The 13,923-nt window shown below is 44.6% G+C and carries 14 protein-coding genes and 1 pseudogene; 8 read left to right on the top strand and 7 right to left on the bottom strand.

The annotated features are described in order from the left end of the window. Positions 1-26: 26 nt before the first annotated feature. The 5 genes from carA to O9300_RS03925 all read left to right on the top strand — a co-directional run bounded on the left by carA (position 27) and on the right by O9300_RS03925 (position 3,339). Positions 27-1,175, top strand: coding sequence for a glutamine-hydrolyzing carbamoyl-phosphate synthase small subunit (carA, locus tag O9300_RS03945; protein ID WP_287970170.1), 1,149 nt, complete (start codon positions 27-29; stop codon positions 1,173-1,175). A 74-nt stretch (positions 1,176-1,249) separates the two neighbouring features. Further along, positions 1,250-1,600 (top strand): STAS domain-containing protein, encoded by a 351-nt coding sequence (locus tag O9300_RS03940; RefSeq protein ID WP_002763884.1) that lies wholly within the window; start codon positions 1,250-1,252, stop codon positions 1,598-1,600. A 3-nt stretch (positions 1,601-1,603) separates the two neighbouring features. After that, entirely contained in the window at positions 1,604-2,020 is a 417-nt protein-coding gene (locus O9300_RS03935; RefSeq protein WP_002763883.1) for a Mini-ribonuclease 3, read from the top strand. A gap of 43 nt (positions 2,021-2,063) precedes the next feature. After that, complete coding sequence (gene rlmB, locus O9300_RS03930) at positions 2,064-2,930, top strand: 23S rRNA (guanosine(2251)-2'-O)-methyltransferase RlmB (RefSeq protein WP_287970168.1); 867 nt, start codon at positions 2,064-2,066, stop codon at positions 2,928-2,930. Between the two features lie 112 nt (positions 2,931-3,042). Next, the gene (locus O9300_RS03925) at positions 3,043-3,339 is read left to right on the top strand and encodes a DUF1816 domain-containing protein (protein WP_147069117.1); all 297 of its coding nucleotides are present in this window, start codon (positions 3,043-3,045) and stop codon (positions 3,337-3,339) included. A 353-nt stretch (positions 3,340-3,692) separates the two neighbouring features. On the opposite strand, the gene O9300_RS03920 is transcribed toward O9300_RS03925, so the two are convergent. Together O9300_RS03920 and O9300_RS03915 are read right to left on the bottom strand one after the other, a co-directional pair. Further along, positions 3,693-5,126 (bottom strand): bifunctional orotidine-5'-phosphate decarboxylase/orotate phosphoribosyltransferase, encoded by a 1,434-nt coding sequence (locus O9300_RS03920; RefSeq protein ID WP_287970166.1) that lies wholly within the window; start codon positions 5,124-5,126, stop codon positions 3,693-3,695. 12 nt (positions 5,127-5,138) lie between these two features. Continuing rightward, positions 5,139-6,143, bottom strand: a complete 1,005-nt coding sequence (locus tag O9300_RS03915) for a CHAD domain-containing protein (protein WP_287970164.1) — start codon at positions 6,141-6,143, stop codon at positions 5,139-5,141. Positions 6,144-6,261: 118 nt separating this feature from the next. Here O9300_RS03915 and O9300_RS03910 point away from each other — a divergent pair, with 118 nt between their 5' ends. Then, positions 6,262-7,791, top strand: a complete 1,530-nt coding sequence (locus tag O9300_RS03910) for a glycine betaine ABC transporter substrate-binding protein (protein WP_287970162.1) — start codon at positions 6,262-6,264, stop codon at positions 7,789-7,791. Here the strand turns inward: O9300_RS03910 and cysS are convergent. Beyond that, on the bottom strand, positions 7,774-9,216 hold the full coding sequence (gene cysS / locus O9300_RS03905) for a cysteine--tRNA ligase (RefSeq protein WP_287970160.1): 1,443 nt from the start codon (positions 9,214-9,216) through the stop codon (positions 7,774-7,776). The two genes, O9300_RS03910 and cysS, sit on opposite strands and share 18 nt — an antisense overlap. 256 nt (positions 9,217-9,472) lie before the next feature. On the opposite strand from cysS, the gene O9300_RS03900 reads away from it, so the two are divergent. After that, positions 9,473-11,785, top strand: coding sequence for a transglutaminase TgpA family protein (locus O9300_RS03900; protein ID WP_287970158.1), 2,313 nt, complete (start codon positions 9,473-9,475; stop codon positions 11,783-11,785). 70 nt (positions 11,786-11,855) lie between these two features. On the opposite strand, the pseudogene O9300_RS03895 reads toward O9300_RS03900, so the two are convergent. The 4 genes and pseudogenes from O9300_RS03895 to O9300_RS03880 form a co-directional block, all read right to left on the bottom strand. Continuing rightward, a pseudogene (locus O9300_RS03895) lies at positions 11,856-12,122 on the bottom strand (Txe/YoeB family addiction module toxin). After that, the gene (locus O9300_RS03890) at positions 12,116-12,352 is read right to left on the bottom strand and encodes a type II toxin-antitoxin system Phd/YefM family antitoxin (protein WP_002762994.1); all 237 of its coding nucleotides are present in this window, start codon (positions 12,350-12,352) and stop codon (positions 12,116-12,118) included. Before O9300_RS03890 ends, O9300_RS03895 begins: the two are co-directional and overlap by 7 nt. 164 nt (positions 12,353-12,516) lie before the next feature. After that, positions 12,517-12,675, bottom strand: coding sequence for a hypothetical protein (locus O9300_RS03885; protein WP_287970156.1), 159 nt, complete (start codon positions 12,673-12,675; stop codon positions 12,517-12,519). A 25-nt stretch (positions 12,676-12,700) separates the two neighbouring features. Continuing rightward, positions 12,701-12,898, bottom strand: a complete 198-nt coding sequence (locus O9300_RS03880) for a type II toxin-antitoxin system HicB family antitoxin (RefSeq protein WP_002762992.1) — start codon at positions 12,896-12,898, stop codon at positions 12,701-12,703. A gap of 324 nt (positions 12,899-13,222) precedes the next feature. Between O9300_RS03880 and O9300_RS03875 the strand changes: the two genes are divergently transcribed. Further along, a complete protein-coding gene (locus tag O9300_RS03875) occupies positions 13,223-13,471 on the top strand; it encodes a hypothetical protein (protein ID WP_287970154.1) in 249 nt (82 codons plus the stop codon). Positions 13,472-13,923 lie beyond the last annotated feature (452 nt).

Raw genomic sequence — 13,923 nt, 5'->3', positions numbered from 1 at the left:
CACTACTCAAGATTAAAAAATTGACGATGATATCAAGTGCTGCTAGTCAAAAAGCCTTATTAGTTCTAGCCGATGGTACGGTTTACGAGGGTTATTCCTTCGGGTCCCAGGGAACCACCGTCGGCGAAGTTGTCTTTAACACGGGGATGACTGGTTATCAGGAAGTCCTCACCGATCCCAGTTATGCCGGTCAAATCGTCACTTTTACCTATCCGGAATTGGGAAATACGGGGGTTAACCCCGAGGATGAGGAGTCAATTCGTCCCCAGGTGAAAGGAGCGATCGCAAAAAATATCTGCCACCGGCCCAGTAATTGGCGTTCTACCCAATCCCTACCGGATTATCTGGCCGATCATCATGTTATTGGCATCTATGGCATCGATACCCGGTCTCTGACCCGCAAAATTCGCTCTGTTGGGGCGATGAATGGGGCAATTTCTACGGAAATACTCGATTATCACGATTTACTGCGGCTGGTGCAGGCGGCCCCCAGTATGGCGGGGTTAAATCTAGTTAAGGAAGTTACCACCAAGGAAGTGTACGAATGGACGACTCCCACCCCGTCCGCCTGGGAATTTGCGCCAATTGATAGCGATCAAGAACCGTTAACGGTGGTGGCGATCGATTTTGGCATCAAACGCAATATTCTCCGGCGTTTAGCCAGCTACGGTTGTCGGGTGATCGTGGTTCCCGCCGACACTCCCCCGGAAAAAATCGCCGCCTATAATCCCGATGGTATTTTCTTTTCTAACGGACCGGGAGATCCGGCGGCTGTCACCGAAGGTATTGCCCTAGCCAAGCAACTTTTACAAGGGGAAAAACCCACTTTTGGCATCTGTATGGGTCATCAAATTTTGGGGCTATCCCTAGGAGCAGAAACCTTTAAACTGAAATTTGGTCATCGCGGGTTAAATCAACCCTGTGGACTGCGGCAACAGGTGGAAATTACCAGTCAGAATCACGGTTTTGCGGTGCAGGAAGCCTCTTTAAATCCGCAAGTGGAGATTACCCATCTCAACCTCAATGATCGCACCGTAGCGGGTTTAAAACACAGGTCTTTGCCCTTTTTCTCGGTACAATACCACCCCGAAGCCAGTCCCGGCCCCCACGATGCCGATTATCTGTTTGCCAAATTTGTCGATTTAATGCGGCAAGCAAAAAAGGATCGGTCGTAAATTTTTAGGATATACTAGGGTTTTGATTTTTACGGCTCTAGAGCTAGGAGGGGATTATTCCGGAAGCAATTAACTTGACCGTCAGCTTGCGAGGCACGCGTGAGGTCAGAGATAAGTACCAAATTTTCCGTTTGACGGGTCTTTTAGATGCCTTTTCCGAACCGACTTTTTGTAAGGTGATCGAAGGCTATGTGGAGGAAGGTCCCAAGGATGTGATTATTAGCCTCGCTCAGATTGATTTTATCGATAGCTCCGGTTTAGGGGCTTTAGTAAAATTGGTAAAAAAGGCCAAAACCGAAGGGGGCAGTTTACAAATTGTTACCAATCCCCGGGTAACTCAAACTGTAAAACTGGTGCGATTGGAGAAGTTTTTTTCCCTGCAACCCACCCTGGAAGCGGCGATCAAATATCTGGAAAAAGCGTAAATCGTGGAATCTCCTCTCGAAAAAATTCGCTTACAGCTAAGTGGCGAGGGGTCACAACTCCTAGAGGGTCTTGACCGATTATCGCCTGCTTCTCTGGCCTATCTAGGGGATGCTGTTTATGAATTATACATCCGCACCTATTATTTACTGCCGCCCCAGCGTCTGGGAGACTATCACGCTCAGGTGGTGGGCAAAGTCAGGGCCGAACAACAGGCTTTAGATTTAGCACAACTGCAGCCCTATCTGACGGACCAAGAAAAAGAAATTCTGCGCCGGGGACGCAATGCGGTCACGGGAAAACGCCGTCGTCTGACAGCCCAAGTCTATCAGCAGGCCAGCAGTTTAGAAACCCTGTTCGGCTATCTTTATCTGCAAGACCCCTCAAGATTACATCAACTATTAGAAAAACTAGAATTATAGCCCTCAGGGACGATTCCCGACTTTACTCTTAATCCATCCAATCATGAGCGATCGACCATTTCGTGGCAAGTCCGATAATAGTAATTTTCGCCGGCCCTCGCGGCCGAAAACCGGGCCAATTCTGGCTAAATCCCCGGCAGTAACTCCAGAAAACCAAGAAGCTGATGATCTGCTCTACGGTCGCCGGGTGGTTTTAACGGCCATGGAGGAGGAGCGCCAACTTAATCGGATTTGGGTGGTCAATCGACTCCGTTACGATCCCCGTTATCATACCCTCTTAGAAAAAGCCAAGGCCAACGGCACGGTAATTGATGAGGTGGACGATCTGCGTCTCGATCAGATTACCAATAAGGCCAATCATCAGGGGATTGCCGCCCAGATGTCTCCCTATGAGTATATCGAATTAGCCGATCTGATCGAGAAAGCTAAGGGCAGAAGTCGCCACCCCGTCATCGTCATCGCTGAAGGTATTACGGATCCCCATAACCTTGGGGCAATTATTCGCACCGCCGAAGCCATGGGTTGTCAGGGGGTAGTTATTCCCCAACGTCGCGCCGCCGGGGTGACATCGACGGTGATGAAAGTGGCGGCGGGGGCCTTGGAATATTTACCTGTGGCCAGGGTGGTTAATCTCAATCGTGCTTTAGAGGAATTAAAAGCGGCGGGTTTTTGGCTCTACGGCACGGCGGCAAAAAGTGGTAAATCCTTACACACAATTAATTTAACGGGTGCGATAGGATTGGTGCTAGGTTCGGAGGGAGAGGGTTTGAGTCTGTTGACCCAAAAGTCCTGCGATGAGTTGGTATCTATCCCCTTGGCAGGCAAAACCCCCAGTCTCAATGCTTCGGTGGCGGCGGCTATGGCTCTTTATGAAGTTTACCGTCAACGCTGGCAAAATTCCCCCGACTGAAAATCTGTATTTTTCGACACTCCCAATAGCCAAAAGGAGAAAGTATAAATAAAATAGGAAGGAAGTTTGCGAAATGTAAACGAACGTAACAAAACCACCAGAGTAGATTTAGATGGGGAACGAAATGAAAGAATTTTTGATTAGCTTACTGGAAATGTTCGGATTAGCCTACTGGGTCGAGATTAAAACCGACTATCCCAGATGTACTTATTATTTCGGTCCTTTTCTCGCTAAAGACGAGGCTGTGGTCGCTCAAGCTGGTTACGAAGAAGATTTGAAAACAGAAGGAGCGCAGGGAATTAAATTACATATAAAACGTTGTAAACCCGAAGATTTAACTATTTTTGAGGAAAAAGAAGAAAGCAAGCTCCTGAATACCCTAAAGGTATTACGCAGTCAAGCTTCTTAACAATTTTCAGTGATCAGTAATCAGTGATCAGTAATCAGCTTCTGAAGGCAACAGGCAACAGGCAAAAGGCAAAAGGCTCCAAGAAAGGATTCGGCGATTCTCCTACCGAAAAAGAAGGCTAGAAACTAAGTAGAGCTTGCTGAATAAATGTGAAATATAGACGAGGTAAGGGTTTTAGGGTTCTGTTTCGCTCCCACAGGTGCAAGATTTTGAGAGAATCGTGGTTCAAAACCTGGCCTCTTCATCGGCCCGCGTCCTGTAGGGGCGAAGCATTCGGGCAATAACCTATCGGTGAAACCCTAGATATTCTATCCGAATGCTTCGCCCCTACTTTTTGCCGCAAACCCTAAATATCAATGGGAGCGATTTAAAAAACAGCTATATTCTGCTTCTGTCAGCCTTCCCGCTTCGTAGAGAGTATCGGTAATTTCTGCTAGGGTTAAAACCGAATAAGCTTGATAACCATGGCTACGAAGTTTCTCTTTAACAGGGCCACCATGGTCGATAAAAACCACGATATCATTAACTAATAATCCCGCCGATTTAATCTTTGCTGCCCCCTCGATCGCACTTTTGCCAGAAATTAAAATATCGTCCACCACTACCACGGTTTCCCCCACTTGAAAATTACCTTCAATTACTCTTCTTGTGCCGTGAGCTTTTACTTCTTTGCGGGGGAAAATCATCGGATGATTTAATAATAAAGATAAACCCGTGGCTGTAGGTAAAGAGCCGTAGGGGATACCAGCAATGCGGTCAAATGTCAAGGTTTTTAATATTTCTCCATAGGCTTCAATTACCTGCTGAAAAATATTAGGATTAGAGATAATTTTTCTCAGATCAATATAATAGGAAAAAGTTTCTCCCGATGCTTGCACATAATCGCCAAACAGCAAGCAACCAATATCAAATAATTGTAGAATTAAATCCTGATGAGGATGTTGTTTTAAAAGACAAACGTTAGCAGTCCAAGTATCATCTCCGCTCGATTCTTGCTGGTGATTTTGTTTAATTTTGTTGACTTCCTCTCGTAAATCCTTGACTTTTGTTCCCAAATCTGGTTGAGATAAAAAGTCTTGGGGTACAGGAATTAATAAACCCTCGCCATGACTATTTAAACCCACAGTAATTAACTCGGAGAATTTACTTTTGTCTTCCCAAATACTGCGTAATAAAATCAATCTTTCGGGGGCAAAATTGCGAATCTTTTTCAAAATCTCCGGTTGAGTGGTTCCCACTTCTAAAAACACCTGTTCGGGAGTTCCCCAGGTACAAGCTTCTTTGACGACTTGCAGATAAAAAGGATTGTCGCGACTGGGGAATTCTTGCAGATTAATCGCGCCTTGATTGGAAGTATGACAGAGGATAAAAGCGCCATGCTCGGGATAAACTAAAAAAGGAGCAACGTGATCCTGTCCGGAGTAGGGATTGAGAGTAACCGCGTCCACCTGCCAAGTTTTAAAGATAGTCTCGGCTAAAATACTGCTAGTATTAATATCGCCGTGTTTAGCATCCAAAATTACCGGGATATGATCGGGAATTGCCGTTAAAATTCGCTGTAATAATTCTAACCCGGCTGCTCCCAAAGCTTGATAAAAGCCTAAAGTTGGCTTGTAGGCACAGACAAAAGGGGCAGTTTCATCGATAATAAACTTGAGCCACTGTTCTAAATTAACGATTAATTCTCCCGGGGTGGAGGGCATCATTTCGGGGTTAGCATCTAAACCGAGGACAAGTAGAGTCTGGTTTTGACTAATGGCGTGGTTTAACTTTTGAAAAAAATTCATCGGTTCCTAATCTCAGGATTCTGGATTAGTTTCTAATTCTACACTGTTTTGCCAAAAAATAGGCTGTAAAATTGTCTCGTGCAGACTTTTTCTTGTGTCAGCGTCAAGGAATTTCTTTTGTAGCGGTTGCCATTCTTGCCATTTTTGGTGACGGATATTTTGGAAAATTTCTAGTAAGGTGGGCATTTCCTTGGCAAGACAATTAGGGAAAATTTGGCTAAGAAAATCCGAGAGAACACAACAATCCTGCATTTCTCCGAGAATACTTTGAAGGGTTTTAATATCTTCTAGGTACTCTTGATATTTGTCGCTATAAAACTGAGTGAATAACTCCATATTATAGCGGGAACGCTTGGCTTCTTTACGGAGATCGTGCAGTAATAATCCTTCTTTTTCCAATAAGTCATCAATTTCTTGACTAGAAAACTCTCTTACTTTTTGATTTTCCTCTAAATTTACCCCAATTAACCAGCCTTCATGGAGTAAAAAGCGACTCGCTTGCGGTAATAATAAGTCTGGTAAAACTGTGGCAATATCTAATTTTCCAATCGGTTGATAGGTGGGATTATCCAACCAACTGGCAAAATCTGCCTTAAAATTGAGAAATTTATCGGACTTTAAGAGTTTTTCTACCTTAGCAAAAGCCTTCTCCCTTCGGTGTTCGAGAACTTGTAAAACTTTCTTCAGTAAATCCTGTTCTTTCGGTGGTAAAATTGGCTGATAATGGCCGACAAAAGCCGATTTTAACACATCTAAATCCCGCAATTCTCCTAAAATTCTGCCCAGATTACCCACCCGTTTTTGATCGGCAGATTTCGGCATGGTTAAAGCGGGGGCAAAACCGGTTAAGGTACTGCGAAGACGGCGCATTCCCACACGAATTTGATGTAATTCTTCCGTATCCTGATCGAGTAAAACCCCAGCTTCGTGTTTAAGAACTTTATGAAAATGTTTATCAATGCCGATATGGGCCCAATCGGCAACAGTTTTAGCCCGAGGATTAAATTTGTTAGTCATTTGTCTTTAGCAAGGAAATAATGTCAAGATGGTGATAGAATCTTTAAATAAAGACTGGAACTAATAGATCCCATTCATTCTATACAATAGGATGAAGCAGCCGCTTTAAGAGAAGTTTATGGATAGTTTTTGGCTAGATTATGCTAAGGAAATCGCTTTTCGCACCGGAGAACATCTTTTCTTGACGGGAATAGCCATGGCTATGGGTAGCTTAATCGGGATTCCTCTAGGTATTTTAATTAGTCGTCAAGCTATTCTCGCTCAACCAATTATAGCGATCGTTAACACCCTACAGACTATCCCCAGTTTAGCCCTATTTGGTTTTTTAATTTCCGTGCCTTTTTTGGGAGGAATCGGCAAAATTCCCGCTATTGTTGCCCTAACTCTCTATACTTTACTGCCAATTGTTTTAAATACCTATCTGGGCATCAAAAAAGTTGATCCCGAATTAAAATTAGCCGGGTTATCCCTAGGCATGACCGACGGTCAAATCCTGCGCTATATCGAATTACCCCTGGCCAGGGCGACAATTTTGGCAGGAGTGAGAATTGCGACGGTGATTGCTATCGGTGTGGCTACGATCGCAGCTGCCATCGGTGGCGGTGGTTTGGGAGTGTTTATTTTTCGCGGTATTGCCACGGTCAACAATCAGTTAATTTTGGCGGGGGCAATTCCTGCCGCTTTTTTAGCCCTTGTTGCCGATTGGAGTCTCGGTTGGTTAGAAAAGACCTTTTCCCCTTCGCAACGCCCGAAAAAGCCCTCTAAATGGCAATGGGGCTTAGGTTTAATTGGGTTGGCCCTGCTATCTTTCCTCTTGACTCAAATTTTCCATTCATCCCCCGGCACAGTGGTGATCGGTTCCAAAAATTTTACTGAACAGGTGATTTTAGGGGAAATTTTGGCACAGGAAATCGAAAAAGAGACGAATTTAGGGGTCGAACGTCAATTTAATCTCGGTGGTACTCTGATCTGTCATGAAGCGGTGAAAGCGGGTAAAATCGACGGTTATGTGGAGTATTCTGGCACGGCTTTCACGGGAATTTTGCAAGAAAAACCCCTTAACGATGCCCGATTAGTCTCTGAAAAGCTGCAAGAGATTTATCCAGAAAAATTTAATCTAGAAGTGTTTCCCAGTTTAGGATTCGAGAATAATTTCGCCATTGTTATCCGGGGAGAAACCGCCAGTCAATACAATCTTAAAACTCTCTCGCAAGCGGCTAAATATACACCCAATTGGCAAGCGGGTTTTGGTTATGAATTTTTGGAAAGGGAAGACGGTTACAAGGGATTAGCGAAGACCTACGGCCTAACTTTTGCCGGACCCCCGAAAGTGATGGATTTAGGGTTAATGTACCGCGCTTTAGCCGAAAAACAAGTGGATTTAGTGGCGGGAAATTCCACCGATGGCTTAATTCCCGTGCTAGATTTAGTCATCCTAGAAGATGATCAACGCTATTTTCCTCCCTACGAAGCGGTACCGATTTTTAACCGGGATAGTTTGCGAAAATATCCGCAATTGCGACAGGTTTTAGCGAAACTCACCGGCAAAATTACCTCCACAGCTATGCAGAAATTAAACTATCAGGTGGATGGAGGCGATCGCAGGGTGGAGGAAGTGGTTAAAGAATTTCTAGTCTCCCTCTCTTAACCATTTAGTCACTCCCCCGGGTTGATCGATTAAACTAATGCCTTGGGCTTTTAATTGTGCGCGAATGCGATCGCTTTCGGCGTAATTTTTCGCTTTTTTTGCCTCTGTCCGTTGTTGGATCAGATTTTCGATATCCGCTGCACTAATTCCCTCAGAAACAGGGTTTTCCCTCTGGTCGGCGGCAATTTCTAGGCCCAAAACCCTAGACAATTTCACCAAAGTATGCCATTTTACCGCTAATTGGGCCAGATTGCTGTCTGTCTTACCCGCATGGGTTAAATTATTACCTTCCTTGCGTAATTCCTTAGCGATTTCAAATAACACCGCTAAACCACCGGCAAAGTTAAAATCGTGATTTACCGCCTCTTGAAAGCGATTTTCTAGCTCTTGGTCAGTAATTCCAGGATTATCTTGCTGAAGATGCTTATAACCAAAGGATAAACCCTCTTGTAAAGTATGCCAGCCATTAGTGGCCGCCAGCAATCCCTCATCGGAAAAATCGATCGGTTTGCGGTATTGGGCGCCTAAAATTAATAATCTCACGGCTAAGGGGTCATATTTTGCCAATAACTCGCGAATAGTGATGAAATTACCGAGGGATTTCGACATTTTTTCCCCTGCCACCTTGACCATGCCATTATGTAACCAATAGTGGGCCAGAGGTTTACCGGTAGCCGCTTCACTTTGGGCGATTTCGTTTTCGTGGTGGGGAAAAATTAGATCACTTCCCCCCACATGAATATCGATAGTTTCTCCCAATTGTTCTTTGACCATGGCCGAACATTCAATATGCCACCCCGGACGACCTTGACCCCAGGGAGAATCCCAACTAGGTTCCCCCGATTTTGCCCCCTTCCAGAGGGCAAAATCAAAGGGGTCTTGTTTCTTAACTGCTTCCGGGTCGTCGGTTTCTACCCGGCCGCTGGCGCCGGCTTGCAGATCATCCAGTTTTCGCCCTGATAGTTTGCCATAATCGGAAAAACGACGGACGGAATAGTAAACATCGCCATCGCTGGGGTAAGCATAGCCTTTTTGTTCTAATTCATGGACTAGGCGCTTGATACCGTCGAGGGTATGAGTTGCCCGGGGATAAGCGTCCGCCGGTCTGACTCCTAATTTTGCCATATCTTCAAAGTAGGCCTCGATAAATCTCTCGGCCACGGCTGCCATGGTGGTATGTTCATTTTTAGCCCGATTGAGAATTTTATCGTCAATATCGGTGAAATTCTGAATATAGCGCACTTTATAACCGAGATACTCTAAATAACGCCGCACCACATCCCAAACCACACAGGTACGCGCATGACCCAAATGGCAATAATCATAGACGGTAATGCCGCAGCAATACATGGAGACAATGCCGGGGATGAGGGGGGTAAAGGGTTCTTCGCGACGACTGAGGGTGTTGTAGAGGATTAAGGTCATGGAGGGGGAATTTTTTTCTGGGGAAAAAGGCTAGTCCAATTTTATAGCAGTTATCAGTGATCAGTTATCAGTAATCAGTTATCAGTAATCAGCTTTTTTCTCCCTATCTCCCCTGCTCCCTTCTCCTGTCTCGGAGTCTCCTGTCTCGGAGTCTCCTGACTCCTGACATCTAAAATCCACTTTACCCCATGGAGCGATCGAGATTAGAACTGGGAAATATAAAATTAACTTTTTTGTCTTTCTCCCAATTTACCCTATGGTTAGCAGTGCCGCTCGTCCAAGACCTTCCTTAAAAACCCTCTGGCAAAAGATAGAATCTTCTCCCTTGCCAGAAACCGAGGAATCGATTATTTTAAGAATTCTGGTGCAAGCTTTAGTAATCGTCGGTATTATCGCCACCGATGTGGCTACTGATAGTTATACCAGTATTTGGGCCGTTCCTCTCAGTATTATCGGCGGAATCTGGAGTTGGCGACGCAGGAAAAAGCGCAATATCGGGGCAAAATTCTGTATAGCGATCGGAATGTTGGTAGTGTTGGCGCTATTCTTGGGTAATATCGTTGCGATGCAGGATAGTCGCATTGCTCTAACACAATTATTAATTCAATTGCAAATTCTCCATAGTTTTGACCTGCCCCGACGCAAAGACTTAGGTTATTCTATGGTAATCGGTTTAATTCTCTTGGGAGTCGCTGGGACAATCTCTCAAACCCTTGCTTTTGCGCCTTGGTTAATCCTCTTTCTGCTTTTATCCCTACCTACCCTAGTTTTAGACTATCGTTCTCGTTTAGGTTTAGATAATCTCAATCAGAGTCTCCCTTTCTTGGCAAAGAAACCCCCCCGTCTAGCTACAAAAAAATTAGTTTCCCCGCCAAATTCTCCCCTTTCTCCCAAACGTTTCGGGATTTTCTTTCTGACCATTCTCCTCTTGGGATTGACAATTTTTGCCCTGATGCCGCGTTTTCCGGGTTATCAAATTCAATCTTTTCCCGTCAATAGTCCAGGAGGTATGGAAAATCAGGATTTTGAACAGGGAGACAGACAAATCGTTAACCCCGGCTATGTGCGCGAGGGTGAAACGGGGAATGGTGGCGTAAATGGCGGTAATAGTCCCACTACAGGGTCAGGACAGCTAGATCCTACCTTTTATTACGGTTTTAACCCCCAAATCAACCAAAATTTGCGGGGAAGTATGACTCCCCAGACAGTCATGCGGGTACGTTCTCAAGCCCCCGGATTCTGGCGCGCCATGGCCTTTGATCGCTATACTGGTCAAGGGTGGCAAATCTCGCGAGATCAAGAAGTAGAGGATTTAAATCGCAGTAGTTGGTCCTATCGCTTTTTTGTGCCGCTACCTGCAACCCAAGCAAAAACCCATCAGGTAGTCCAAACTTACAGCATTGTCTCCAGTTTACCGAATATTATCCCCGCTCTTACTTCGCCTCAGTTTCTCTTTTTTCCTACCCGACAGGTATCTTTTGACCGAGAAAATAGCTTAAGGTCGCCGGGGGGATTAGCAGAAGGGCTAACTTATACTGTAATCTCACAAGTGCCGGAACGCAATCGCAGCCAACTGCGATCGGCCCCAGAAACTTACCCGAAGGCTATTCTCAAGTATTATTTACAAATTCCTGCCGAAATTGCCCCGAAAGTCCGCCGAAAAACCGAGGAATTGCTGGCAAAATCTCCCACACCGTTAACCTCTCCCTACGAGAAGGCCCTATATTTGGCCCAAGCATTAAAGCAAAACTATGAATTAAAAACCGATTTGCCCTTTTTAGCCGAAAATGAGGATTTAGTCTCGGCCTTTTTGTTTCGTTTTCAGGGGGGTTACGCCGATCATTTTTCCAGCGTGTTAACGATTATGTTACGCTCGATCGGTATTCCTGCCCGATTAGCCACCGGTTTTGCCCCTGGCCAGTTTAATCCTTTCACTGGCTTTTATGTTGTCCAAAATACGGACGCTTACGCCATCACAGAGGTGTTTTTTCCAGGTTACGGTTGGTACAATTTCGATCCTATCCCGGGCCACGAATTAATTCCCCCATCCTTTGAGGAAGTGGAACCTTTTAGCGTCCTCAAGCAATTTTGGCAATGGGTAGCCGGATGGTTGCCCTCTCCAGTAACGGGTTTTCTCGGTCTGATTTGGGAAAATGTTATCGTTACTATCGGTCAGTTATTGGCCTGGTTATGGCGCTTTATTTCCGGCAGTCTTTTAGGGGGAATTCTCGGCGGTTTAGTGGGGGTTGTCTTCGCTTACGCTGGTTGGTTAGGATGGCGACAGTTCCATCGTTGGCGTAGGAGTCGCCGGTTAGCAAAACTACCACCAATCGAGCGTTTATACCAGCAAATGTTAGGAATCTTAACAGAAGCTGGTTATGGTAAACATCCCGCTCAAACCCCTTTAGAATACGCCACCGCCGCCCGCAGCGTCCAACCGCCGCCAGTGGCGAATATTATCGAGGAGATTGCTTGCGCCTACGTTGATTGGCGTTACGGCGGGAAATCGGCTAATATCGAGAGATTACGCCAACGTTTTCGAGAGTTGCCCAAGCTGGTGAAAAAGTGAGCTTGAGCCTATAGTTAGGGTTTGCCGAAAAAGTTTTTCAGCAAATCCTAGATTTAACGATGTCTTAACGCTATTCATAATGTGTCCACATCCGCAGGATTTTAACTATACCCTCAGATTGAATAACTTCGTACACAAGACGATGCTGAATGCTTATTCGCCGAGAGTACACACCATTCAAATCTCCCACTAACTTTTCCTAAGGCGGGGGATTTTGGAATGGATTGACCTGAAGAATGTCAAGTAACATCTGCGCTTTATTTTTTAAATGACTAGAATTAAGCTTCTTAGCGTCTTTCTGCGCCTGTTTGGTGTAAACCAATTTCCACCTCACCATTCTAGCTCCTCAGCACATTCTTCAACCGGCGTTGCCAGTCCCTCCCGAATTGATTCTCGCATCCCCGGAATTGAGAGGAGATATAACGTTTCTTGTACCGATTTCCAATCCCCTTCAGATAGCAAAACTGCATTACCATCGCATCCCTCAATAATAATGGGTTCGTGGGAAACAGTCACTGAATCAATCAAATCCTGCAACTTTTGTTGAGCCTCATTAACTGGGATCATAAATCCTCTTAATTGTTTTCTACCAGCGCCGAAAGAAAATCTTCTGATAATCCTAGCGCCAATTACCCAAACCTGACTCCATTCGTAACTATCTCGGCGCTTACCCTAACGGCACTGGTAAGGCGATATTCTGACTTTATTCCAAACGACAAGTTTAAACAAATCTAAGCGCTTTCCTCACTAGATAATCGTCCTTCAATCGGTTCGTATTCATCTTCCAAGAGCCAGAGTTGAGCCTCTTCATAATCTGGAAACGCCTTGACGAGACGGTACTTTTCAGCAGGATCAAAAACATAACACCCCCTCGCCTTATCGATCAACACTAGCAGGATATAGGGAGGGGACTGCTTAGACTTCAACGTCTCTAATAATTGCTGGAATCGGCAGGCCGTCTTCCGCTAAAGCCGCAATATAACCGGCAATCGCCTCTTTTATATTAATCAAGGCTTCTTCTTTCGTTTTTCCCTGACTAACACAGCCTTTGAGACTTGGACACTCCACAATCCAATAGCCATCTTCGTCTCGATATACAATGACTTGCCTCATTTTCCCACTCGCTCTTTAAGAAGTGTTAATAATTACCCCTAATCATAGCAAGCAACTCAGCGAAATTTATTTACCGTTCCCACATTAGCCTTCCCCCCAACGTCATCTTTAGATTTAGCCCCGGCGCTGGAGAATACTTACACTAGCGGCGTTGGTTTTTCGCAACCAAAGTAAATTACATATCTTAAATTGAGAGTAACTAAACTTGACAATCGGTTTAACAATGCGCTAGAGTAACTGAAACTTCTAGACTGTAACGCTGGCGGAAGGGAGGCTATTAATTTCGACTAAATTTCTTTACTACTAAACTAAGAAAATATAATTATGACAAACTATCAAACAGAAATCCGAATTAAAGTTCCTTTAGATGTTGCTGAAACTTATTGGAATGCAACGGAAGAGGATCGTCAAAAAATAGCAGGAAAAATCGCTTTTTATGTTCAATCTTCAAATTTATCTAGAAAAGAATCTCTGGAGAAATTATATAAAACTATGGATACTATTGGACAAAAAGCACAAGAGAAAGGATTAACCCCTGAAATTTTAGAATCTCTCTTAAATGAAGATGACTAAACGCTTTGTTCTCGATACCAATGTTATTATCAGTTAATATCGAGAGATTACGCCAACGTTTTCGAGAGTTGCTCAAGCTAGTGAAAAAGTGAGCTTGAGAGCAGTTATCTTAATGGTGAGGTAGGAAGTTTTCGTTTTGGGGGGTCGATCGCCGGTCGTCCATAGCAAATTAGGTTACACTTCATCTTGATGAGAAAGGCTATAAACAAGACTATGTTAAGAAATGTAACCAAGGCCGAAACCCTTACTGTTGCCTTGTCTGCACAGTTAACTGTACTTTTGTCCGACTACCGATAATTCTCAGCCAGTAATTTAAGTAGGGAGGCACAATTATTTGTAGGATGGGTTAGCGGTAGCGTAACATGAGCGGGCGTTGGGTTTCATGCTTCAACCCAACCTTGTATATTGAGAGAAGTGGTAGACCGTCCCAACCTTGGTCAGAAAAGACCGCT

This window comes from Microcystis sp. LE19-195.1E, assembly GCF_027532095.1.
Classification (GTDB): Bacteria; Cyanobacteriota; Cyanobacteriia; order Cyanobacteriales; family Microcystaceae; genus Microcystis; species Microcystis aeruginosa.
This window is presented reverse-complemented; position numbering and strand designations above follow the sequence as displayed.

What these genes read in the sequence shown, in the direction of transcription:
- O9300_RS03890 (WP_002762994.1), bottom strand. Translation starts at nt 12,352, where the DNA reads ATGATCCCAGTTAATGAGGCTCAACAAAAGTTGCAGGATTTGATTGAT.
- O9300_RS03880 (WP_002762992.1), bottom strand. Translation starts at nt 12,898, where the DNA reads ATGAGGCAAGTCATTGTATATCGAGACGAAGATGGCTATTGGATTGTG.
- O9300_RS03900 (WP_287970158.1), top strand. Translation starts at nt 9,473, where the DNA reads ATGGTTAGCAGTGCCGCTCGTCCAAGACCTTCCTTAAAAACCCTCTGG.
- rlmB (WP_287970168.1), top strand. Translation starts at nt 2,064, where the DNA reads ATGAGCGATCGACCATTTCGTGGCAAGTCCGATAATAGTAATTTTCGC.
- carA (WP_287970170.1), top strand. Translation starts at nt 27, where the DNA reads ATGATATCAAGTGCTGCTAGTCAAAAAGCCTTATTAGTTCTAGCCGAT.
- cysS (WP_287970160.1), bottom strand. Translation starts at nt 9,216, where the DNA reads ATGACCTTAATCCTCTACAACACCCTCAGTCGTCGCGAAGAACCCTTT.
- O9300_RS03915 (WP_287970164.1), bottom strand. Translation starts at nt 6,143, where the DNA reads ATGACTAACAAATTTAATCCTCGGGCTAAAACTGTTGCCGATTGGGCC.
- O9300_RS03875 (WP_287970154.1), top strand. Translation starts at nt 13,223, where the DNA reads ATGACAAACTATCAAACAGAAATCCGAATTAAAGTTCCTTTAGATGTT.
- O9300_RS03925 (WP_147069117.1), top strand. Translation starts at nt 3,043, where the DNA reads ATGGGGAACGAAATGAAAGAATTTTTGATTAGCTTACTGGAAATGTTC.
- O9300_RS03920 (WP_287970166.1), bottom strand. Translation starts at nt 5,126, where the DNA reads ATGAATTTTTTTCAAAAGTTAAACCACGCCATTAGTCAAAACCAGACT.
- O9300_RS03910 (WP_287970162.1), top strand. Translation starts at nt 6,262, where the DNA reads ATGGATAGTTTTTGGCTAGATTATGCTAAGGAAATCGCTTTTCGCACC.